Source organism: Alsobacter soli (genome assembly GCF_003004785.1).
GTDB classification, from domain to species: Bacteria; Pseudomonadota; Alphaproteobacteria; order Rhizobiales; family Beijerinckiaceae; genus Alsobacter; species Alsobacter soli.
In genome coordinates this window covers 161337-183733 of sequence record NZ_PVZS01000002.1, presented here as the reverse complement: position 1 = coordinate 183733, position 22397 = coordinate 161337, and the positions used below count along the sequence as shown (strand labels likewise).

Here is a 22397-nt window from a genome sequence, read left to right as displayed (position 1 = left end):
CAGATGAGTTAACAGCAAACCTTTGTTAAGCACGATTGAGGAAACTCGCCTGTATCCCCGACCGGAGATAACAGACGTGAGCACACCTGCCCTCCGCCTGGCTGACGCTCATTCCACCAATGGGCTAGACGCCAACAAAGCCGAGGCGTTCATCCAGGGCATCTCGGACCGCATCGACCAGCTCGGCGAGATCGTCGACATCGCCGGCGACGTGAATGACGTCGTCAGGGGCGTCTTCTCCAAGGCGGCTCGTATTCACGATGTGGCCGTGGCCGCCGAACAGATGATCCGGTCGAACCAATCCATCGCGGCCTGCGCCGAACGGGCCCAAGGCTCCGCCGTCGCGGTGAAGGAAGGGCTGGCGAGCGCGACGGGCGCCATCCGGGAAGGCCTCGCCAGCGCCCACGAGAACGTCGCCACGCTGTCCGAGGCAGCCACGCAGTTTTCGGCCATCCTCCAGGAGGCCACCGCGACCGTGCAGCGGGTGTCGGAGTCGAGCGCGGCGATCAATTCGGTGGCGCGGGAAATCCAGCTCATCGCCATCAACGCCGGCGTGGAGGCCGCACGAAGCGGCGCCGCCGGGCGCGGGTTCGCGGTGATCGCGAACGCCGTCAAGGATCTGGCGGAGCAGACCCGGGCCGCGACGGCTGAAAACGCCCGCCAGCTCGCGGCCCTGGCGGAAACGATCGAGAAACTCTGCCGGCAGAGCCAAGACAGCGAGGCCAAGGCCCGGGCGGCGACCGCGGACAATGCATCCGTCGCGCAGCGCCTCGCCGCCTTCGACGAGTTCGGACAGAGCGTGCACCGCCTCGTCGCCGACATCGAGGGGATTTCGACGCCAGTCGCAGAGAACATCCGCGTCTGCGGCGCCGTCACGGATCATCTGGACACGCTGGTCGACGAACTCGACGAGTCGCGGAGCAGCTACCGGGAAGCGGCGCAGCGCATCGACTCGCTCGTGCGCACGAGCCAGGAACTGGTCGCCTTCATCGCCGGGTCCGCGGTGCAGGCCAAGGACGGCAAGCTCATCCGGGCGGCCCAGGAGGCCGCAGCCGAGATCTCGCGGCTGCTGGAGAAGGCGGTGGACGAGGGCGCCATCGGCCTCCACGACCTGTTCGACGAGGATTATCGGCCCGTTCCGGGCTCCGACCCGCAGCAGCACCTCACCCGGTTCACAACCCTGACCGACCGGCTGCTTCCGCCCGTGCAGGAACCGCTCCTCAGCCTCGACCCCCGAATCGTGTTCTGCGCCGCGGTGGACCGGAACGGCTATCTGCCGACGCACAACCGCATGTACTCCAAGCCGCTCAGCCCAGACCCCGTCTGGAACGCCGCGAATTGCCGGAACAGGCGCATCTTCGACGACAGGACCGGCCTTTCGGCCGGGCGCAACACCCAACGCTTCCTTGTCCAGACCTACCGCCGGGACATGGGTGGCGGACAGTTCGCCCTGATGAAGGACGTCTCAGCCCCTATCCGGGTGAAGGGCCGTCATTGGGGCGGCTTCCGGATCGGGGTCAAGGTCTAGACCGGGTCGGGACCTCCAGCGCCCGTTCGGGCGCGGGCGTCTCCTCCGCGGCTGGCTTGGCGTCGCGCAGCGGGCCCCACCAGCGGAAACCAGCGGGAATCAGGAAGCCGACCATCAGGAAGCGAGCCAGGTGGTGCACCCCGACATAGACGGGGTCGAGCCCGAGCGCGAAGGCCAGCACCGTCATGGCCTCCAGCCCTCCGGGCGCGAACGCCACGGCGGTCTCGCCGAAAGGCACCCCCACCGTCCATGTGACCGCGAACGCGCCGAGGGCGGACACCGCCAGGGATGCGCCGAAGGACAAGATGGCGGCCGGCGCGGTGCGCAGCACGGTCATCCCTTCCAGCCCGCGGAAGCGCTGGCCGATGAACACGCCGATCAGCGTGAATCCGACCAGCGACAAGGTCGCGGGCACGCCGGCATGGACGACGCCAGGGCCCGTGAGCACGCCCGTCGCCACCATGGGCCCGAGGATGAAGGCGCCGGCTACGTTGAATCGTTCGAAGACCAGCGCCCCGACCAGCGAGACGGCGAAAAAGGCGGCCAGTTCCCCGGGGCCGACGGGGGGCCGCACCACGGCGGCGCCCGCTCCCCCATGCTCGGCCGCGACGATCACCATGGGAAGGATCGCCACCAGCACGAACAGGCGCACCAGTTGCACGACGACGATGCGGGCGACATCGGCCCCGCGGTCAGCGGCGATCACCAGAATGGTCGAGAGCGCCCCGGGGGATGACGCCAGCACCGCATCCCGAAAGCTCCAGCCCGCCACGAGGAGAACCAGGGCCGAGGCCGCCGTCACCATCAGGACGTTGACGCCCAGGATGAGAAGGCTCGCCGGATAGGCCGCGAAGGCTCCGAGCGATTCGGGCGTTACGGCGGCTCCCATGCTCATGCCCGACACGATCAGCGCGAACTCGCGCAACGGAGCCGCCATCGGCGGCGCGACGCCAATCGCGGACAGCACCGCCACGCTCACCATGGCGCCCGTGAGCCAAGGCGCGGGGACGCCTGCCCACGCCGCCACAGAGCCGCCCGCGAAGGCGGCGGCGATCAGGCCAAGTTGTCCGATCAGCGCGGGCAGGATCGGGGGAGTTCTGCGACGCATGGATATGGCGAAAGGGGAAAGGATGGACAGGCGTTGACCTCGATCAATGACGGTCCGGAGCCTTCGCGTCAAATATCGAACCGTGATCAGCGGGAGCTGACCAGAGCCGAACCGCCGGTGGCGGGGGTCTCCGCGGTACGGCTCAGCTCCCGGTTCACGGTCTCCATGGCGACAACGCCGTGGGCCGGGGCGCCCGGCACGGTCTCGGGGGAGCCGTGTCGGGCGCTTCCGTTTCAAGAGCCCGCAATCGACGGAACAGACACAAAAGCGAACGCCTCCGGCAAGCCGGAGGCGTCAGACTTCGATTCGAGGGGCGGTCAGTGGGAGCCGGTGCACTTGCAGAGCCGGCAGACGTTGGCGATGGTCACCTCGTCGTGTCGGCCATAGACCAGGAAGCCCTCGCGCTTCAGCTGGGAGAACGCGCGGCTGACGGTTTCGAGCGTCAGGCCGAGGTAATCGGCGATTTCCTGGCGCGTGAGGGGCACGCGCACATTGGCCTGGTCGGGACGGCGTTCCGAGAGCGGGCCGGCGCAGCCGGCGCCTCCGCGGTTCGGCACGAGGCGCATCAGGAAGGTGGCGACGCGCTCAACGGCGGTCTTGCGACCAAGAAGCACGGCGTGGTCGTGCAGGGCGCAGATCTGGGCCTTCATGCGCTCGGACACCAGCCGCTGCAGCGCGGCTGAGCTTTCGGCGGTGTGACGGTCGTAGACCACGATTCGGGCCGGAAGCACCGTTTCGGCGGTGACGTCCGAGAGGCGGTTCGTGCTCAGGCCGAAAATGTCGCCCGGGCCGAGCAATTCGATGATCTGCCGCCGTCCATCTGGCAGGAGCTTCGAGAGCATCACGGCGCCCTCGAGAATCACGTACAGCGAACGGGCCTCGTCCCCCTCGTCCAGCACACATTCGCGCGCTGCGAGGTCGAGATGGCGGGTCGCCTTCTCGACCGGCTCGTCCATGGATTCGCGACGCGAAATGCCAAGCGTCCAGCGTGCGTCGTGCTTAGGCGGCAGACGGTCGCGCATCTCGTCGGAAAAGCGGGGATCGAGGGACATGGCGAGCCTCTTCGGGGGTGAGCGGCGCCAGGGAAGGCGCCCTTGCGGCGCCGCTGGGGGAATTCACTTGGGTAAAATGGAGAATACCAGCGGACGGGCGCCGCGCATCGGTGGATCGCCGTAAGCACTGCTACGGACAGCCGAAAGTCCTACCGAGGAGCCCAAAAGGGCTCACATCATGGACGCGATCGTTTCGGCGCTCAGCGGCTTGCGCAGCACCTGGATATTGCGAAGACCATGGATCTGCTTCTCGATCGCAGCCTGGGGCTGCCCCGTGATCGCGATGACACGCGGCGGCGTCTTCATGGTCTGGAGCCACTCGATCACCCGCGCCCCGCTGATGCCGGGCAGCAGCAGGTCCACGATGATCGTGTCCTCGGGGCTGGGAGGGGCGGACTCGAGGAAGCTTTCAGCGTCGGGATAGGTGCAGGCTTCATAGCCGAGCCCCTTGAGAAACGTGAGCAGGGAATCGCTCACGCCCGGATCGTCTTCGAGAATGTGGATCGTCACGGATTGACCGCCAGCTTTCGGCTCAGGGCGTGCTCATTATGCGAATGCACAGCGAGCCGGGGGCGCGCGTTGCTTTTCTGCAGTTTGGCGCCAATGAAGCTCGCGAACATCCGTATGAGTGCGGAGGAGCCGAGAAAAGCGGCGCCCGGCGCCAAACCGTGCATATCAGAAGTTGCTAAGCTGAAGCTTTGTTTTCGCGGGGGGCGGTATTGGAATGGCTAGTTTCGACGCACGTCCGAATACACGATGCGTACCAGATCAGCGGTATTGCGGGCGCCAAGTTTTTCCATGATGCGGGCCCTGTGAACTTCGATCGTGCGCGGGCTTATCCCAAGCTGGCGGCCCGCCTCCTTGTTGGACGCGCCCATGGCGATGCGCTCCAGGACCTCCCGCTCGCGCGGGGTCAACTGATCCTCTCCATTGAACGAGGCCAGGATCAGGTCTCCCGACTTGGCGCCCTTCTGCGCCCGGGCCTCGATGGCCTCGCGAACGCGCGCCAGCACCGTCTCGGCGTCGAACGGTTTCTCGATGAAATCATGAGCGCCGTGCCGGATGGCTTCAACGGCCATCGGGATGTCACCCTGCCCGGAGATCATGAAGACAGGGGCGCCGTAGTGCGGCCCCAGCTCCTGCAGCACCTCGAGCCCGGATCGCCCGGGCATGTGCACATCCAGGATGACCACGCTCGGCGTGCGCGTCCGCGCAGCGGACAGGAAGGAGCCCCCGTCCGGAAAAGCCGTCACGTGATATCCATCCATCTCGAAGACCAGGCGAAGCGCGTCGCGCACCGCACCATCGTCGTCGACGATGAACACCTCCTGCTCCATGCGATCCGCCGTGCTCATCTCTTCGCCGTTCGCCCCGCCTATCCGCAATCGTCCGGAGTGGACGGAACGCGGCTAGTATTCGATTTAAGGGTGGCGCTTGAAGCGTGCCACCGCCTTTTCATCCCTGCTGGTCCGACGCCGACGCGGGCGAGCCCCCGCCGTTGATCGGCAACTCGAGCTCGAATCGGGCTCCGCGCCCGTTACCGCCGGGGTCGACCTTCAGGTCTCCCGCATGATTTTGCGCGATCGTGCGCGAGATGGATAGACCTAGCCCCATACCGGTCCGCTTGGAAGTCGAAAAGGCCTTGAACAAGGTGGGTATGGCGGATGGCGGGAGTCCAGGGCCATTGTCCTCCACGCTGATCACGATGTGATCAGCGCGCCGCTCGGCGCCGATCGTCACCATGGGAAGCTCGCGGCCCTTCAGAGCTTCGTTGGCGTTGCGCAGCAGGTTGACGATGATCTGCTGGATTTGCACCGCATCGACCGACACGAGCGGAAGGTCCGACGCGTAGTTCCGCGTCACCCGCGGGGGGTTCCGCTGGCCCAGCATGACAAGTTCCAGCGCCTCGTCCACGATGGCGCGGATGTCGACGTCCCGACGCTGAGGCTCGCGCTTCTCCACGAAATGGCGCATGCGGCTGATGATCGCGCCGGCGCGTTCCGCTTCGTGGACCGCCTTCTCCAAGACCTGCCTGAAGGAGTCGATCGGGAGCGGGGCGCCCTGCACCGCCCGCGTGATGCTCCGGCTCGCCGCCTGCAAGTAGAGCATGATGGCGGTGAGGGGCTGGTTGAGCTCATGGGCGAGCGCCGCGCCCATTTCGTCCATGGCAGAGACGCGGGCCATGTGGACGAGGTCCGATTGCAGCTCGTTGAAGCGCCTTTCGGCTTCCTTGCGCGACCGAAGATCACGAATGATGCCGATGAACTGACGACCCTCCGGGGTACGCGCCTCTCCGACGGAGAGCTCCACCGGGAACTCGGTCGTATCTTTGTGGCGGGCGCGCACTTCCCGGCCGATGCCGATGATTCGCTTGGAGCCGGTGCTCAGGTAATTGTCGAGATACTGGTCATGGGAGTCGGCGTAGTCGGCGGGCATGATCAGCCGCACGTTCTGGCCGATCGCTTCCTCCGGCGTATAGCCGAACAGGCCCTCGCAGGCCTTGTTGTAGACCAGGATCTTGCCGCGCTCCTCGATGACGAGAATGCCATCGACCGCCGTGTCCAGCACGCTTGCGAGTCGCGCGTCCGATACTGTCGTGATTGCTGCGCCGTCGCGGAAATCCGCCATCCTGCCCGTGTCAGCCGTCCGCCCCTGGCCCAATATACTGGGGTGCAAGTGGTTGGAAGGCAACCATCCCGCATCGCGACATGTGACCTCCCTTCGTCGGGTGAGGCTCCGCTCGACGAAGATTAAACAGCCGCGGCGAGGCGGCGGGCCGCTTCCTGGATGTCCTCCGCGCGACGCGCGAAGCAAAGGCGGAAGTAGCGCTCCCCGCCAACGCCGAAGGCCGTTCCGGGCGCGATTCCCACATTCGCCTCATCGACGAGCCGGAGGGCGGCGCGGCGCGTGTCCTGCTCGCCCTTGATGGAGAAGAACAGATAAAATGCGCCGGCAGGATCCGCGAACTCCACCTTCCCGGTCGCGGCAAGGCCCGAGCAAATGATGTCCCGGCCCCGGCGAACCCGCTCGATCTGGTGCTGGACGAAGCCCTCGCCCTGCTCCAGGGCCGCGATGGCGGCGCGCTGGATGAAGGCCGGCACGCCCGAGCATGAATACTGCATGAGGTTCTCGATCACCTGGCCGAGCGCCGGGTGACATTCCAGCCAGCCAATGCGCCAGCCCGTCATGGCCCAGTTCTTCGAGAACGTCTGGACGAAGATGATGCGGTCATCCTCGGCCATGATGTCGTGGAACGAGGGCGCGCGCTCCGAACCGTCGAAGACGAAGCGCCCATAGATCTCATCGGCGATGATCCAGAGGCCGTGGCGGCGCGCCAAGGCGAGAATCGCCTCGAGCTCCTCCCGCGTGGCCGTCCAGCCCGTCGGGTTCGCGGGCGAGTTGACGATGATGAGCTTCGTGCGGGGCGTGACCGCTGCGGCGAGGCGCTCGACATCGAGCGACCAGCGATTCCGGACCGGGTCGACGGCCATGGGAACCTCGACAGGCACGGCGCCGCCGATCCCCACCGCGCCCAGGAAATTGGGCCAGGCCGGGGAAGGAATGAGAACCTCGTCCCCTGCCCCGGCGGCGACCCGGATCGCCATCTGGAGGGCGTGCATGCCGCCGATCGTCACGAAGAAGCGTTCGGCCGGCAGGGCCTGGCCGTAGACGCGGCTCATGTAGCGGGAGATCGCGTCGCGCAGCTCGGGCAAGCCGCGCTGGTACGTATAAAATGTCTCTCCCGCCGCCAGCGAACGGGTCGCGGCGTCCTGGATGAAGCTCGGGGTAGGCATGTCGCCCTCCCCCACCCAGAGCGGGATCAGGCCCTGGCGGCCGCGGCCGTAGTTGAAGACCTCCACGATGCCGCTTTCCGGCGCGCCCGCGGCCTCGGGCCGGACGGCGGACAGGAGCGCCTGCTCGGGCGAGGCGGCCTGGTCGTCAGTGGCGGGGCGGGAGTTCACGGCAAAGCTGTTCATCACGGGGTCGCTGGGGGTTCGATCGTCCATTCGGAAGCGGTCTTTCTGCCACGCTGCGGCGACCGCGTCTCGTCAATTCTCGTCATCGTTGGGATCAGCGGGGCTGCTGGATGCGCCTACGAAAAAGCCCCGGCATGGCCGGGGCTCGATGCGTGAGGCTCAGGCCTTCGCGGCCAGGATGTCGCGGATCTGTGTCAGGAGAACCTCCTCTTTGCTCGGGGCTGGCGGCGCCGCGGGCTCGGCAGCCTTCTGCTTCTGGAGCCGGGTGATCGCCTTCACGACCATGAACAGGACCCAGGCGATGATGATGAAGAACACGACCGTGTTGATGAAGCTTCCGAGGCCCATCACCGCGCCGGCCTTCTTGGCGTCGGCATAGGCCATGCCGAAGCTCACCTTGCTGGAGAGCGGAATATAAAGGTTGGAAAAGTCGATCCCGCCGGTGATCGCGCCGATGATCGGCATGATGATGTCGTTGACCAGCGAGTCGACGATCTTGCCGAAGGCGGCGCCGATGACCACGCCTATGGCGAGGTCCACCACATTGCCGCGCATCGCGAAAGCTTTGAATTCCTGGAGCATGCCGATCTCTCCCAGCGTGCAAATGACGTCTCCGGCTCCGTTTCCGCAGCCGCCCGGAAGCAAAGTTGCTCAATTGAACGCGAAAAGAAACCCGTGCGGAAAATTTTCAACCCTCAGTTTTAATATTTGTGATTTGGCAGGTTTTGGCTGTACTTCCGTCCCGTCGAGGGGCGCCGTAGACTGACGAACCCCGAAGGAACGGAGACGTCGCGTGCTGGCCGGCTGGTCCATTGTTCTGACCGCGTTGGTCTATCTCTGCGTCCTCTTCGCCGTTGCGCATTACGGTGATACGGCCGGGCGGCGCTGGGTGAGCGGCCGGGCGCGGCCCACCATTCATGCGCTGGCGCTGGCCGTCTTTTGCACGTCCTGGACCTTCTTCGGCTCCGTCGGGCTCGCGTCGCGCTCGGGCCTGGACTTCCTGGCCATCTACATCGGCCCGGGGCTGGTGATCGGGCTGTGCTACGGGCTGGTCGGACGCATCGTGCGGCTCGCCAAATCCCAGAACATTACCTCGATCGCGGACTTCGTGGCGTCTCGCTACGGTAAGAGCGAGCGCGTGGCGGCGCTGGTCAGCCTCACGGCGGTGATCGGCTGCGTGCCCTACATCGCGCTGCAGCTGAAGGCGATCGCTTCGTCCCTCACCACCCTGCTGGAGGCGGTTGACCCCGGGGCCGTGGCCCAGTCGAGCCCGTTCTTCGGGGGCGACCTCGCGCTCATCATCGCGCTGATCCTGGCCGGCTTCGCCACCGCCTTCGGCACGCGCCACGTCGACGCCACCGAACACCAGGATGGCCTGATGCTGGCGATCGCGGCGGAGTCCGTCGTGAAGCTTCTCTGCTTCCTCCTGGTGGGGGTGGCGGTCGTGTACGGGCTCTTCGACGGCGTCAGCGACCTTCTGGCCAAGGCGGCGGCCCGGGCGGACATGACCCCGATCCTCGACCGGGGGGCCGGCTGGCCGGCCTTCCTGGGCGTGACCCTGATGTCGGGGCTGATCATCCTGCTCCTGCCCAGGCAGTTCCACGTCACGGTCGTCGAGAACCGCGACGACGGCGACACGAGGCGGGCCGCCTGGCTGTTTCCGCTCTACCTGGTGCTGATCAACGTCTTCGTGGTGCCGCTGGCGCTTGCGGCCGACCTGCTGCTGCCGCTCGGCGTCGACCGCGACATGGCGGTGCTGGAGATGCCGCTGCGGCATGGCCAGAGCCTCACGGCCATGATCGCCTTCACGGGCGGGCTGTCGGCGGCGACCGCCATGGTGATCGTGGAGTGCGTAGCTCTCGCGATCATGATCTCCAACGACCTCGTGATCCCGGTGCTCCTGCGCCGACGGGCGCTCACGGGAGCCGCCGGGGCGCGCAACATGGGCGGGCTGATCCTGGCCGTGAGGCGCGTGGCCATCCTGGTGCTGATGCTGCTCGCCTATTTCTACTTCAAGAACATGGGAGAGGCGGCGCTCGCCTCCATCGGTCTGATCTCTTTCGCCGCCATCGCCCAGATCGCGCCGGCGTTCTTCGCCGGGCTCTTTTGGCGCCGGGCCACCGCGCTGGGCGCGACCGCCGGGATCGTGGCCGGCCTGATCGTTTGGGCGGCCACCTTGTTCGTTCCAAGCGTCGCCGACCCGGACTGGCTGACGTCGCTCGGCGCGCTCGGCGTGGATTGGCTTGGCGTGGACAAGTTCCTGATCGGGCCGGGCGGGCCCGAGGGATTGCGCTTCGGCCTCGGCGAAATCACACGGGGAGCAGCCTGGAGCCTGGCGGCCAACGGGCTCGCCTTCGTGGCCTTCTCTCTCGCCCGCCCGGCGACGCCCATCGAGCGGCTGCAGGCCAGCACCTTCGTGTCCCCCGACATGCCGGCCATGGGCCAGAGCTTCCGGCTGTGGCGCGCCACGGTGACGGTTGGCGAGTTGCGGGCCACCGTGGGGCGGTATCTCGGGGACGGGCAGGCGACCTCGTCATTCCAGTCCTTCTCGGCCGCCCGCGGCATGACGCTCGACCCGTCGCGGGACGCCGACATCCATCTTCTGCGATACGCCGAGCACCTGCTGGCCTCCGCGATCGGAGCGGCGTCCTCGCGCCTCGTGCTGTCGCTCCTGCTGCGCCGTCGCAACGTCACCAAGAAAGCCGCCCTCAAGCTGCTGGACGACGCCTCCGCGGCGATCCAATACAACCGCGACTTGCTGCAGCACGCGCTCGACCACGCCCGGCAGGGCATCACGGTTTTCGACAAGGATCTGCGGCTGATGTGCTGGAACCGCGAGTTCCAGGATCTCTTCGATCTGCCGCCGTCTCTCGCCCGGGTCGGCACTGGGCTCGACGAGATCGTAAGGTTCAACGCCGCGCGCGGCAGCTACGGACCTGGCGAGCCGGACGAGTTCGTCACGGCCCGGCTCGAGAGCTTCGTCAACGACGTCGAGCCGGTGCGCGTGCGCCTCCACGACAGCGGCAAGGTGATCGAGATCCGCTCGGCCCACATGCCGGACTCCGGCATCGTGACCACCTACACGGACATCACGGCCGCCGTGGAGGCCGAGGAGGCGCTCGAGCGCGCCAACGAGACGCTGGAGCGGCGCGTCCGCGAGCGCACGGAGGAGTTGCAGCGGTTGAACGAGGAGCTCGGTCGCGCCAAGGGCGAGGCCGAAGAGGCCAACGTGTCCAAGACACGCTTCCTCGCGGCGGCCAGCCACGACATCCTGCAGCCGCTCAATGCGGCAAGGCTCTACGCCACGTCGCTGGTCGAGCGCGCGGGAGACGGTGACGACGGCAACCTCGCCCGCAACGTGGACGCCTCGCTGGAAGCGGTGGAGGAGATCCTGACCGCCCTGCTGGACATCTCCCGGCTCGACTCCGGGGCCATGAAGGCGGAGATCTCGAGCTTCCGCCTGGACGACATCCTTAACCAGTTGCGGCTCGAGTTCGAGCCAGTCGCGCGCGAGAAAGGGCTGAGGCTCATCTTCGCGCCCTGCTCTCTCACGGTCCGTTCGGACCGGCGGCTCCTGCGCCGCCTGCTGCAAAATCTCGTTTCCAACGCCATCAAGTACACGGTGAAGGGGCGCGTGCTCGTGGGGGTGCGGCGCCGGCGCGGACGCGCGCGGGTAGAGGTCTGGGACACCGGCATGGGCATCCCGCCCTCCAAGCAGAAGACCGTGTTCCGCGAATTCCAGCGGCTCGACCAGGGCGCCCGGGCGGCGCGGGGGCTCGGGCTCGGCTTGTCGATCGTCGAGCGCATCGGCCGCGTGCTGGACCACGCCATCCGGCTGCAGTCACAGGTGGGCCGGGGATCCGTGTTCACGGTCGAGTTGCCGGTCGCCGCGCCCTTGCCGGCCATGGCGTCGCAGCGCGACGCCCGGCCCGCGCCCGCCGCCCCTTTGGCCGGGATGGCCGTCCTGTGCATCGACAACGAGCCCGCCATCCTGGACGGCATGGGCACGCTGCTCACGGGCTGGGGCTGTGCAACCGTCACGGCCTCCAGCCTGAAGGACGCGCAGGGCGCGCTACGCCGGCGCCGGCTGAAGCCCGACGTGATCATCGCCGACTACCACCTGGACGAGGGCGACGGCATCGAGGCCATCACGGCCCTGCGGTGGAAGCTCGGCGCCGACATTCCGGCCGTGCTCGTCACGGCCGACCGCACGCCGACCGTGCGCGACGTGGCGGCCGAGAAGGGCATCCACGTGCTCAACAAGCCTCTGAAGCCCGCGGCTCTGCGCGCGCTCCTGGCACAATGGAGGGCCACCCGGGCGGCCGCCGAATAAGGCGCGCCTGCCTGGGCGCAAGCCGAACTTTGCGCGCGCCGGCATGTTCGGGATCGCAGCGCGCGCCTATGTTTCCTGGCGAAACATCATCCGGCTCAGGAGACCCGCCATGAGCGCCGCCGCCACCTCCGCCACCGCCTTCTCGCCCGTCGCGGCGGGAACGCGCATCGGCCACGTCCACCTGAAGGTCGCCGACCTGCAACGTTCGATCGCCTTCTACTCGGGCGTGCTCGGCTTCGAGGTGCAGCAATACTATGGCGACCAGGCCGCCTTCCTGTCAGCAGGCGGCTACCATCACCACATCGGGCTCAACACCTGGGAGAGCCGGGGCGGCTCCCCTCCCCCTCGCGGGACGACCGGGCTGTTTCACACGGCGTTTCTCTACCCGAGCCGCAAGGACCTGGCGGACGCCCTTCGCCGCCTGATCGCGGCGGGCTATCCCCTGAGCGGCGCCTCCGACCACGGCGTCAGCGAGGCTCTGTACCTGGACGACCCGGATGGCAACGGGGTGGAGCTCTACTGGGACAAGCCGGAATCCGAATGGCCGCGCAACCCGGATGGCTCGCTGGCCATGGTCACGCGCCGGCTGGACCTCGATGGGTTGCTGAAGGAGCTGGAGGGCTAGCCCGCCCGTTTTCCGTCCTTGCGAGCGCAGCGAAGCAATCCAGGGCGGCAGGGCGCCAATCACGCAGGTGATTCGCCCTGCATCCGGATTGCTTCGTCGCTTTGCTCCTCGCAAGGACGGGGAGCTTACGCCGCTCGCTTGGCCCCTGCGGCGCGGCCATAGAAGGTCTCGCCCTTGGCGGCCATGTCGCGCAGGAGCGCGTTGGGCTCGAAGCGCGGGCCGTGCCGGGCGGCGAGCTTCTCGCATAGCGCCACGAAGGCTTTAGCGCCCATTCCGTCGATGTAGCTCAGCGTCCCGCCCGTGTAAGGGGCGAAGCCGAAGCCGATGATGGAGCCGACATCCGCCTCCCGGGGATCGGTGACAATGCCCTCCTCCACCGAGCGCGCCGCCTCCAGAGCCTGGGTGACCAGGAAGCGCTGCTTGAGCTCCTCCACGTCGAGCGCGTCCGGGTCGAGGCGCTGGCCTGCGATGTCCTTCAGGCCGGGCCACAGCGACTTCTGGCCCTTCTCGGGGTAGTCGTAGAAGCCCTTGCCGTTCTTGCGGCCGAGGCGGCCCTGCTTCTCCACCATCTCGACCAGCAGCTTCTCCTGCACGGGGTCGACCGCGGCGTCGCCCAGCTGGGCCTTCGTCGCCTTGACGATCTTGAGGGCGAGGTCGATGGCGACCTCGTCGTTCAGGGACAGCGGACCGACCGGCATGCCGGCCATCCGTGCGACGTTCTCGATCATGGCCGGCGGCACGCCTTCCATGAGCATGAGGTGGCCCTCGCGCAGGTAGTTCCCCACGCACCGGTTGGCGTAGAAGCCGCGCGCGTCGTTGACCACGATGGGTGTCTTCCTGATCGCCCGGACATAGTCCAGCGCCACCGCGAGCGCCTTGTCGCCGGTCTGCTTCGCGAGGATCACCTCGACCAGCAGCATCTTCTCGACGGGCGAGAAGAAGTGGATGCCGACGAACTGGTTCGGCCTCTGCGCGTGGCCAGCGAGGCCGGTGATGGGCAGCGTGGAGGTGTTGGAGCCGAAGATGGCGTCCGGCCGCATCGCGGCCTCGGCCTTGGCGATCACCTCGGCCTTCACCCGCGGATCCTCGAACACCGCCTCGATCACGAGATCGCAGTCGGCCAGCGCGGCGTAGTCGGGCGTCGCCGTGATGCGGGCGAGCAGCGCGTCCCGATCCGCCGTCTTGGCGCGCCCCTTCATGATCTGGTCGGTCATGAGCTTGTGGGAATGCGCCTTGCCCTTGTCGGCGGCCTCCTGGTCGCGGTCGATCAGCACCACCTCAATGCCAGCGTTGGCGGTGACATAGGCGACGCTCGCTCCCATGAAGCCGGCGCCGATGACGCCAACCTTCCTGATGACGGAGGCCGGCACGCCGGCCGGGCGGCGCGCGCCCTTGTTCAGCTCCTGCATGGAGACGAACAGGGTGCGGATCATGGCCGCCGCCTGCGGCGAGCGCAGGATGTTCGCGAAATAGCGGCTCTCGACCTTGAGGGCGAGGTCCATGGGCAGTTGCAGGCCCTCGTAGACGGCGTGCAGCACGGCCTTGATGGCCGGGTAGTTGTCCTGGGTCTCGCGGCGGTAGATCGCGTTCGCCGCCGGCCAGATCATCATGCCCTGGGGCGAGTAAACCTTGTTGGACGGCAGGCGATAACCCTCCGCATCCCAGGGCGCCTGGGCCTTGCCGCCGCCCAGGATCCAGGCCTTCGCCTTTGCGACGATCTCGGCCCGGGGCGCCGCCTCCTGCACGAGGTTCATGCTCTTGGCTGCGGCCGGGCGGATCTGCTCACCCTTGAACAGCATCTGGAGGGCGTCCCCCGTCGGCATCAGCCGCGCCACGCGCTGGGCGCCGCCGGCGCCCGGGAAGAGGCCCACCTTCACTTCGGGCAGGCCAACGCGGGTGGCCTTGTCGTCCGAGGCCACGCGGTAATGGCAGGCCAGCGCCAGCTCGAAAGCGCCGCCGAGGCACACGCCGTTGATGGCGGCCGCGAACGGCTTCCCGCAGGTCTCGAGGCGACGGTAGAGCAGGCTCAGCTTGCGGCTCTCGTCGAAGAAGAACCGCATGGCCGCTTCCTCGCCCTGCTGCTTGGCGAGCTGGGCGTAGGCCAGGCCGAGCCCCTGCAGCATGGTGAGGTCCGCGCCGCCCGAGAAGCTCTCCTTGCCCGAAGTAATGACGCAGCCCTTGATCGCCGCGTCGCCGGCCACCTCGTCCACGATGCGGCCGAGGTCCTCCATCACCTGCGGGGTGATGACGTTCATGGAGCGGTCTGCCATGTCCCAGGTCGCCAGCGCCACGCCGTCGGCGTCGACATCGAAGCGGAAATTCGCGAGTTCCATCGTGGTGTCTCCCTGATCCGCTTCAGATGCGCTCGATGATCGTGGCCGTGCCCATGCCGGCGCCGATGCAGAGCGTGACCAGCGCGGTGGACTTGCCGGTGCGCTCGAGTTCGTCCAGCGCCGTGCCGAGCAGCATGGCGCCCGTGGCGCCGAGCGGGTGGCCCATGGCGATGGCGCCGCCGTTCGGGTTCACCTTGGCGGGATCGGCGTCGAAGGCCTGGATGAAGCGCAGCACCACGGCCGCGAAGGCCTCGTTGACCTCGAACAGGTCGATGTCGCTGATCGACATGCCGGCGCGCTGCAGCACCTTCTTGGTGACGTCCACCGGGCCGGTCAGCATCAGGGCCGGCTCGGAGCCGATATTGGCGAAGGCCCGGATGCGGGCGCGCGGCTTCAGGCCTGCGGCGCGGCCGGCGTCGGCGTTGCCGACCAGCACGGCCGCGGCGCCGTCCACGATGCCGGACGAGTTGCCGGCGTGGTGGACGTGGATGACCTTCTCCACCTCCGGGTGAGCCTGCACGGCCACCGCGTCGAAGCCGCCCTGCTCGCCCATCATGGTGAAGCTCGGCTTCAGGCTTGCGAGCGACTGCATGTCAGTCTGGGGCCGCATGTGCTCGTCGTGGGCCAGGACCGTGAGGCCGTTAACGTCCTTCACGGGGACGACCGACTTGGAGAACCGACCCTCGTCCCAGGCCGCCTTGGCGCGGCGCTGGCTCTCGACCGCGTAGGCGTCCACGTCGTCGCGGCTGAAGCCGTACTTGGTGGCGATCAGGTCGGCGGAGACGCCCTGGGGCATGAAGTAGGACTTGATGGCGATAGCCGGGTCCACCGGCCAGGCGCCGCCCGAGGCGCCGATGCCGACGCGGCTCATGCTCTCCACGCCGCCCGCCACGGCCAGATCCTGCTGGCCGGCCATGACCTGCGCCGAAGCGAAGTTCACGGCGTCGAGGCCGGAGGCGCAGAAACGGTTGATCTGGATGCCCGGCACCTCGTCGCCGTAGTCGGCCACGATGGCGGCCGCGCGGGCGATGTCGCCGCCGGCCTCGCCCACGGGATCGACGCAGCCGAGCACGACGTCGTCGACGCGCTTGGGATCGAGCTCGTTGCGCTCGCGGATGGCGCGCAGCGCATGGGCGGCGAGCGCCAGGGAGCTGACCTCGTGCAGGGAGCCATCCTGCTTGCCACGGCCCCGCGGCGTGCGGACGGCGTCGAAGATGTAGGCGTCGGGCATTGGTGTCTCCCTGGAGTCCGCCGGCGTGCGGCGGTTGGGGTCATCTTACGTAACGAACTGCGGCGCGCGAACTCTCTCCCGTGCAGCGGGGAGATGTCCGCGCAGCGGACAGAGTGGGCGATCGAGCGCCGAACCACCGTCGTCGCGGCGCTCGGCCGCCTCCTCCCTGCCCTCCCCCGCTGCGCGGGAAAGGGTTCCGAACTCAGAACGCCTCGGCGGGCAGGGCCATGATGGAGTCGGCGCCGGCCGAGATGCGCGCCAGGTGGGCCGCGGTCTCGGGCAGCATGCGCTCCATAAAGAAGCGGGCCGTCACCAGCTTGGCGTCCAGAACGGCGGCGTCGCCCTCGCCGGCCGCCTTCTTGGCGGCCGCCGCCTCGACGATGCGGACCCACATGTAGCCCATGGCGACCAGGCCGAAGAGGTGCATGTAGTCGACGCTGCCCGCGCCCGCATTGTCGGGCTTGGCCATGGCGTTGTTCATGAACCACATGGTGGCTTGCTGCAGGTGCTGCAGCGCGCCGCCGAGAGGCTTGCAGTAGGGCGCGAGCGCCGGGTCCTCGCCCTTCTCCTTCAGGTAGGCGCCGACCTCGTTGAAGAAGCCCATCACGGCGCGGCCGCCGTCCTTCGGCAGTTTGCGGCCGACGAGGTCGAGCGCCTGGATGCCGTTGGCGCCCTCGTAGATCATGGCGATGCGGGCGTCGCGGACGAACTGCTCCATGCCCCACTCGGCGATGTATCCGTGGCCGCCGAACATCTGCTGGGCGCGCACCGCGTTGTCGAATCCGACATCGGTGAGCACGCCCTTCAGCACCGGCGTCATGAGGCCCAGCCAGTCGTCCGCCTGCTGGCGTTCCTTGTCATCGCCGCCGCGGTGGGCGACGTCGCTCTTCAGCGCCGTATAGAGCACCAGCGCGCGCGCCGCCTCGTTGAAGGCGCGGATCTGCAGCAGGTTACGCCGCACGTCCGGGTGGACGATGATCGGGTCGGCGGCCTTGTCGGCGGCCTTGGGGCCCGTCAGCGCGCGGCCCTGGATGCGATCCTTGGCGTAGGCGACTGCATTCTGGTAGGCGACCTCGGACTGGGCGAGACCCTGGATGGCGACGCCGAGACGGGCCTCGTTCATCATCACGAACATGGCGTTGAGGCCACGGTTCTCCTGGCCCACCAGCCAGCCGGTCGCCCCGTCGTAGTTCATGACGCAGGTGGCGTTGCCGTGGATGCCCATCTTGTGCTCGATGGAGCCGCAGGACACGCCGTTGCGCTCGCCGAGCGCGCCGTCCGCGCTCACCATCACCTTCGGCACCACGAAGAGGGAGATGCCCTTCACGCCCTCGGGCGCGCCCTCGATGCGGGCGAGCACGAGGTGAATGATGTTGGACGTGATGTCGTGTTCGCCGGCCGAGATGAAGATCTTGGTTCCGCTGATCTTGTAGGAGCCGTCCGGCTGCGGGACCGCCTTGGTCTTGATGAGCCCCAGATCGGTGCCGCAGTGCGGCTCGGTGAGGTTCATGGTGCCGGTCCACTCGCCGGCGATCATCTTCGGCAGGTAAAGAGCCTTCTGCTCGGGCGACCCGTGGGTGTGCAGGGCCGCGATCGCGCCCATCGTCAGGCCGGGATACATGGCGAGCGCCATGTTGGCCGAGGACGAGAACTCGTTGACCACCGCGGCCAGCGTGTAGGGCAGGCCCTGGCCGCCGAATTCGGGGTCGGCCGCCAGGCCGATCCAGCCGCCCTCCGCGAAAGCGTGGACCGCGTCCTTGAAGCCCTTCGGCGTGGTCACCCGTCCGTCCTCATGCCGGATGCAGCCCTCCAGGTCGCCGACCCGGTTCAGGGGCTGCAGAACCTCCTCGCAGAGCTTGGCGGCCTCACCGAGCACGGCCTCCACCACGTCGGGCGACGCATCCGCGAACCCGGGCAGGTTGCTGTGGCGCTGCATCTGGAAGACGTCGTTCAGCAGGAAGAGAACGTCCTCGACAGGAGCCTTGTAGGACGGCATGGGCGGCATCTCCTCGGGGCTCGCGGTTCGGCCGACAACGGCGGGACCGCGATTTAGTTCATATATAAACCATGAGCCCGCAGAATGGAAGCGGGTGCGCCGGGGAGCCCTGTCCTGAAGCCGTCCCTACCAGAAACTTAACAAGCGAAGGGCTGATCTTAACGGCCTGTTTACCCTGTCCCGAGAAAAGTCGGACCCGTGAACATGGCCCGAAAGGGCCGATTCACCGCCCGCGCGGGCTCAGGCCGGCGCGCGAGCGTCAGAAGCGGGCTGCCCGCCAGGACGAGCGTGACCATGAAGCAGGCGATACCGTGGAGCGTGAAGGGGGTCGACGCGAACGCGCGAGACGCCGCGAAGGACGCAGCGCGCCGGGCCGGCATGACCCTGGGGGAGTGGCTCAACACGGTGATCGTCGAGACCGCTTCGGAACGCGAGCAGCGCGAGGCCCACGAGCAGCGTGAGGCGGGCGAAGGCCGCGAACCGGCGGACATGCGCGGGCAACCGGAGCGCCGCGAACCCGGCGCCGACGAGCGCGGCCGCAGCAGCCAGCAGGACTACGCCGAAGAGGAGCGCGCCGCCGAGAAGCTGGCGAGCCTGGAGGCGCGGCTGGAGCAACTCGCGCGGCGCGCCGCCGACACCGCCCTGCCGCGCTCGGCCATCCGCGACGAGCGCGACCTGGGCGAGCCCCTGCCCGAACGCAACGACCTCGCCTCCATCCTCGAGCGGGCCATGCGGGAGAACCGCGCCCGCACGGACGCCGTCGAGGAAAAGACGGCCACGGCGCTGGATTCCATGGTGCGCTTCATGGAGCGCTCGGACACGCGCCGCCGGGACGAGATGACGTCGCTGGCGCAGGCCCAGGAGCGCACGTCCGCCGCGCTCAAGGAGGCCCTGGCGCTGGTCACGGGCCGGATGGATTCCCTGGAGCGGTCGATCAGCCAGAAAAGCTCGACCGAACTCGAGCCCATCAAGACCGCCATCCTCCGCCTCGAGCAGCGGCTCGAGTCCCGGGCGCAGGCTCCGGACGGATCTGCTTCGGCACGGGCCACGGCGTCCATGAAGGACCTCGAGGCCCGGCTGGTCGACATCGCCGACAAGCTCTCGGAAACCGAGCAGAACAGCAAGCGCGACGCCGAGCGCGCCCGGTCGGCCCGCATCGCCCGGATCGAGCAGAAGCTCGCCGCCGTTCTGGACGTCCTGGACGGGCGTTCCCCAGAGCCAGCGCCGTTCGACGCGGCGGACGACGAGGATGAGCCCACCGCGCCCGCCCACACGCTGGACGAGGCGATCTCGCAGATTCGCGCCCGCCAGGAACGCCTACAGGGCGCCCGGGCTCGCCGGACAGAGGACAACGAGCGCACCGCGGCGCTGCTCGACGGCTTGCGCGGCGACGTCGTCAACCTCTCCCAGCGCATCGACGCCATGGACGAGCGCGCATTCCCCACCGTGGAGGCGATGCGCCGTGAGCTTGCGGACCTCGCCCGGTCGGTGCAGGCGATCCATCACCGCAGCGACTTCGCGGCGCTGGAACGCAGCGTCGCGGACCTGGCGGGACGCGTCGAAAGCTGGGCCCGCAGCGGCTCGGCGGACGCCATCCTGGGCCCGGCGCAGCGCGTCATGGACGACATGCGTTCGCTCGTCGACGAGCTCCGGCCTGTCGCGAACCTCACGGCCCTGCGCGAGGACATCGGCCAGCTCGCCCTCAAGCTCGACCGCGCTCCGGCCGCCGGCATGCCCGCGGAGGTGGTCGAGACCATCCTATCCCAGATCGCCGACGTACGAGCGACCGTGGCCAAGGCCGCGCGCCCCGTGTCGCTCGAGCCGCTCGAGAAGCAGGTCGCGGCCCTCGGCCAGCGCCTTGACCTCGTGCTCGCCAAGCGCTCGCGCGGGGGCGGCGGCGAGACGGCGTCGGGGCTTGCGGAGCTGAGCGACGCGGCCGCAGAGATCCGGGAGGCGCTCGGGCGCCTCAATCCGGAGGAGACCTTCTCACGGTTGGAGCGTCGCCTCGACGACATCGGCCAGAAGATCGAGGCCTCTTCGCGCGACAGCGACCGCGGCGAGTTCGACGACCTGCGCAGCCGGCTCGACCGCGTCCAGACCACGCTTGAGCGCAGGACCGAGGCGCCCGACCTGAGCCCGCTGGAGAGCATGATCCGCTCCCTCGGGGAGAAGCTGGAGACAGTGCGCTCCGCCCCCCAGGACACGCCGTCGCTCGACGACCTCGCGGCCCAGCTGTCATCCATGACGGCCGCCCTGGAGCGGTCCGGAGAAGGCTTTACGGCCCTGCGCTCGATGGAGCGCTCCATCGGAGACCTGTTCGCCAAGATCGACGACGCCAAGAACGGCGCCCTTGAAGCCGCCGATGTCGCGGCCCGCAAGGCCGCCGAGCAGGCTGCGGCGCTCTTCTCCAGCGGCGGACAGGCACGCGGCGGTTCCGAGTTCGCAGAAGTGCGGACCCGGCAAACGCTCGAGGCCGTTCACGACACCCTCGAAAAGATCGTCGAACGGCTCGGGATGCTCGAAGCCGACATGGCGAGCGACCGCGTGCGGCTGCTGGACGTCGCCGAGAAGGCGACCCGTACGGGCTCGCCGGCTGCTGCGTCCACTTCTCCGAACGATCGCCCCGCCGTGGCCGCCGCGAGCGCGGCCGCCCAAAAAATGGCCGCGGCCGCCGCGGCGGCCGAAGCCGCCCGGGCCCTGGCTCCGGAGGCGAGTCGGCCGGCCGCACCCAAGCCGGCGCCCCGCCCCGCCGCCGAGCGGCCCGCGCAGCCCCCGATGCTGCCGGTCATGGATCTTGCCGAGGATCTCCCCCTGGAGCCGGGCAGCGGCAGGCCGTCGCCCACCGCGGCCGATCCCGACGCGGGACGCGGCGAGCTTCAGGAATCGGCGCAGGCGAGCTTCATCGCCGCCGCCCGCAAGGCCGCCCAGGCCGCCCAGGCGGCGGAAGACGCGCCCAAGTCCCTGCTGGGATCCATCCGCGCCGGAGACGGCGCCGCGAAGCCCGCGAAGAAGTCGAAGCCCGCCAAGCGGGCCGAAGCCGATCTCGCCGAAACGGCGGCCGCGGGCGGGTCGAAGGTCGACCAGGTTCGCGCCTACGTGGAAGCGAAGCGCCGGCCCATCCTGATCGGTCTCGCCGCCGTCGTGCTCGCGCTTAGCAGCGCCCAGGTCGCGCGCAACTTCCTGGAGAGCGAGACCGCCGACCCGGGCGCATCGGGTCCGCGCATCGACGTCCCGGCGCGCGATCCCGCGAAGCAATCAAAGGCGCCGGCCGCCGCCCCCGAAAAGCAGGCCGCCGCGCCTGCCTCGGCGCCTCCATCCGCCCCCGCGCAGTCGTTCACGGCGGCCGGGCCGGTGAACCCTCCGACCACCGCCTTCACGCGGCCAGGCGAGGCCAAGGACCCCACCACCGTGGGTTCCCTCGGGCCGGCGCCATCCGTGGCCACGGCCCCGCCTCTTCCGAACGCCCCGTCCCTCGGGCCGGACATCGGCCAGCCCTCGATTCTCCTGCCCGCCGGGCAGTGGCCCAAGGGCCTGCAGAAGGCGGCCGAGCAGAACGATCCGGCGGCTCTCTACGAAGTCGCCTCCCGCCTGAACGACGGGCGCGGCGCGGCCCGCGATCCCAAGCTTGCCGCGAAATGGTTCGAGAAGGCCGCGGGCCTGGGGCTTGCGCCGGCCCAGTATCGTCTCGGCAGCATCTACGAAAAGGGCGTCGGGGTTCCGAAGGACCTGGCCCAGGCGAAGAGCTGGTACCAGCGGGCGGCGGACGCAGGCAACGCCAAGGCGATGCACAATCTCGGCGTGCTGATCGCCGAAGGCGCGGGCGGCAAGCCCGACTACGCTGCGGCGGCCGTATGGTTCCGCAAGGCGGCGGAGCTCGGCGTGCGTGACAGCCAGTACAACCTGGCCATCCTGACCGCCCGCGGGCTCGGCGTGCAGCAGAACCTGCGCGAGAGCTGGCTCTGGTTCTCCCTCGCCTACGCCCAAGGCGACCAGGACGCCGGCAAGAAGCGGGACGAAGTCGCCGCCCGGATGGACGCGGACGCCCTCAAGGCGGCCCAGGCGGCCCTGCAGGCGTTCAAGGCCAAGCCGCAGGATCCCAAGGTCAACGACGTGGCGTCGCCAGCGGGGGGCTGGGAGCAGGAGCCGATCGGCCAGCAGCCCCTGCCGAAGGGCAAGTCGGCGCGGCTCTGAGGGCCCGGCGCCGCGGCGCCGGC

General features: G+C 68.6%; 14 protein-coding genes. 4 read left to right on the top strand and 10 right to left on the bottom strand.

Annotated features, from left to right (window positions below):
- Nucleotides 1-76: 76 nt before the first annotated feature.
- Entirely contained in the window at nt 77-1528 is a 1452-nt protein-coding gene (locus tag SLNSH_RS02430; protein WP_106335056.1) for a methyl-accepting chemotaxis protein, read from the top strand.
- Here the strand turns inward: SLNSH_RS02430 and SLNSH_RS02425 are convergent.
- From SLNSH_RS02425 to mscL, 7 genes are all read right to left on the bottom strand, one after another.
- Nucleotides 1518-2636: an AbrB family transcriptional regulator gene (locus SLNSH_RS02425; RefSeq protein ID WP_106335055.1), complete on the bottom strand. Its 1119-nt coding sequence runs from the start codon at nt 2634-2636 to the stop codon at nt 1518-1520. The genes SLNSH_RS02430 and SLNSH_RS02425 overlap by 11 nt on opposite strands.
- Before the next feature lie 317 nt (nt 2637-2953).
- A complete protein-coding gene (locus SLNSH_RS02420) occupies nt 2954-3688 on the bottom strand; it encodes a Crp/Fnr family transcriptional regulator (RefSeq protein ID WP_106335054.1) in 735 nt (244 codons plus the stop codon).
- 171 nt (nt 3689-3859) lie between these two features.
- Complete coding sequence (locus SLNSH_RS02415; protein ID WP_210202467.1) at nt 3860-4198, bottom strand: response regulator; 339 nt, start codon at nt 4196-4198, stop codon at nt 3860-3862.
- 218 nt (nt 4199-4416) lie between these two features.
- On the bottom strand, nt 4417-5043 hold the full coding sequence (locus SLNSH_RS02410) for a response regulator transcription factor (protein ID WP_245421983.1): 627 nt from the start codon (nt 5041-5043) through the stop codon (nt 4417-4419).
- A 100-nt stretch (nt 5044-5143) separates the two neighbouring features.
- Nucleotides 5144-6316, bottom strand: coding sequence for a two-component system sensor histidine kinase NtrB (locus SLNSH_RS02405; RefSeq protein ID WP_106335053.1), 1173 nt, complete (start codon nt 6314-6316; stop codon nt 5144-5146).
- A gap of 122 nt (nt 6317-6438) precedes the next feature.
- Nucleotides 6439-7665, bottom strand: a complete 1227-nt coding sequence (locus SLNSH_RS02400) for a pyridoxal phosphate-dependent aminotransferase (protein ID WP_106335176.1) — start codon at nt 7663-7665, stop codon at nt 6439-6441.
- Between the two features lie 159 nt (nt 7666-7824).
- Entirely contained in the window at nt 7825-8247 is a 423-nt protein-coding gene (gene mscL / locus SLNSH_RS02395) for a large conductance mechanosensitive channel protein MscL (protein ID WP_106335052.1), read from the bottom strand.
- Nucleotides 8248-8458: 211 nt separating this feature from the next.
- On the opposite strand from mscL, the gene SLNSH_RS02390 reads away from it, so the two are divergent.
- Together SLNSH_RS02390 and SLNSH_RS02385 are read left to right on the top strand one after the other, a co-directional pair.
- Complete coding sequence (locus tag SLNSH_RS02390; RefSeq protein ID WP_106335051.1) at nt 8459-11998, top strand: PAS domain-containing hybrid sensor histidine kinase/response regulator; 3540 nt, start codon at nt 8459-8461, stop codon at nt 11996-11998.
- A gap of 109 nt (nt 11999-12107) precedes the next feature.
- Complete coding sequence (locus SLNSH_RS02385; RefSeq protein WP_106335050.1) at nt 12108-12623, top strand: VOC family protein; 516 nt, start codon at nt 12108-12110, stop codon at nt 12621-12623.
- Nucleotides 12624-12748: 125 nt separating this feature from the next.
- Here the strand turns inward: SLNSH_RS02385 and SLNSH_RS02380 are convergent, their stop codons facing one another.
- The 3 genes from SLNSH_RS02380 to SLNSH_RS02370 form a co-directional block, all read right to left on the bottom strand.
- A complete protein-coding gene (locus SLNSH_RS02380) occupies nt 12749-14956 on the bottom strand; it encodes an FAD-dependent oxidoreductase (RefSeq protein WP_106335049.1) in 2208 nt (735 codons plus the stop codon).
- Between the two features lie 22 nt (nt 14957-14978).
- A complete protein-coding gene (locus SLNSH_RS02375; protein ID WP_106335048.1) occupies nt 14979-16187 on the bottom strand; it encodes an acetyl-CoA C-acetyltransferase in 1209 nt (402 codons plus the stop codon).
- 202 nt (nt 16188-16389) lie between these two features.
- Nucleotides 16390-18183, bottom strand: a complete 1794-nt coding sequence (locus tag SLNSH_RS02370) for an acyl-CoA dehydrogenase C-terminal domain-containing protein (protein ID WP_106335047.1) — start codon at nt 18181-18183, stop codon at nt 16390-16392.
- A gap of 294 nt (nt 18184-18477) precedes the next feature.
- Here SLNSH_RS02370 and SLNSH_RS02365 point away from each other — a divergent pair, with 294 nt between their 5' ends.
- A complete protein-coding gene (locus tag SLNSH_RS02365) occupies nt 18478-22374 on the top strand; it encodes an SEL1-like repeat protein (RefSeq protein ID WP_146140166.1) in 3897 nt (1298 codons plus the stop codon).
- The last annotated feature ends 23 nt before the right edge of the window (nt 22375-22397 follow it).

Coding starts and splice junctions, on each gene's coding strand:
- SLNSH_RS02425 (WP_106335055.1), bottom strand. CDS start 2,636: ATGCGTCGCAGAACTCCCCCGATCCTGCCCGCGCTGATCGGACAACTT.
- SLNSH_RS02420 (WP_106335054.1), bottom strand. CDS start 3,688: ATGTCCCTCGATCCCCGCTTTTCCGACGAGATGCGCGACCGTCTGCCG.
- SLNSH_RS02410 (WP_245421983.1), bottom strand. CDS start 5,043: ATGAGCACGGCGGATCGCATGGAGCAGGAGGTGTTCATCGTCGACGAC.
- SLNSH_RS02405 (WP_106335053.1), bottom strand. CDS start 6,316: ATGGCGGATTTCCGCGACGGCGCAGCAATCACGACAGTATCGGACGCG.
- SLNSH_RS02400 (WP_106335176.1), bottom strand. CDS start 7,665: ATGAACAGCTTTGCCGTGAACTCCCGCCCCGCCACTGACGACCAGGCC.
- mscL (WP_106335052.1), bottom strand. CDS start 8,247: ATGCTCCAGGAATTCAAAGCTTTCGCGATGCGCGGCAATGTGGTGGAC.
- SLNSH_RS02385 (WP_106335050.1), top strand. CDS start 12,108: ATGAGCGCCGCCGCCACCTCCGCCACCGCCTTCTCGCCCGTCGCGGCG.
- SLNSH_RS02380 (WP_106335049.1), bottom strand. CDS start 14,956: ATGGAACTCGCGAATTTCCGCTTCGATGTCGACGCCGACGGCGTGGCG.
- SLNSH_RS02375 (WP_106335048.1), bottom strand. CDS start 16,187: ATGCCCGACGCCTACATCTTCGACGCCGTCCGCACGCCGCGGGGCCGT.
- SLNSH_RS02370 (WP_106335047.1), bottom strand. CDS start 18,183: ATGCCGTCCTACAAGGCTCCTGTCGAGGACGTTCTCTTCCTGCTGAAC.
- SLNSH_RS02365 (WP_146140166.1), top strand. CDS start 18,478: ATGAAGCAGGCGATACCGTGGAGCGTGAAGGGGGTCGACGCGAACGCG.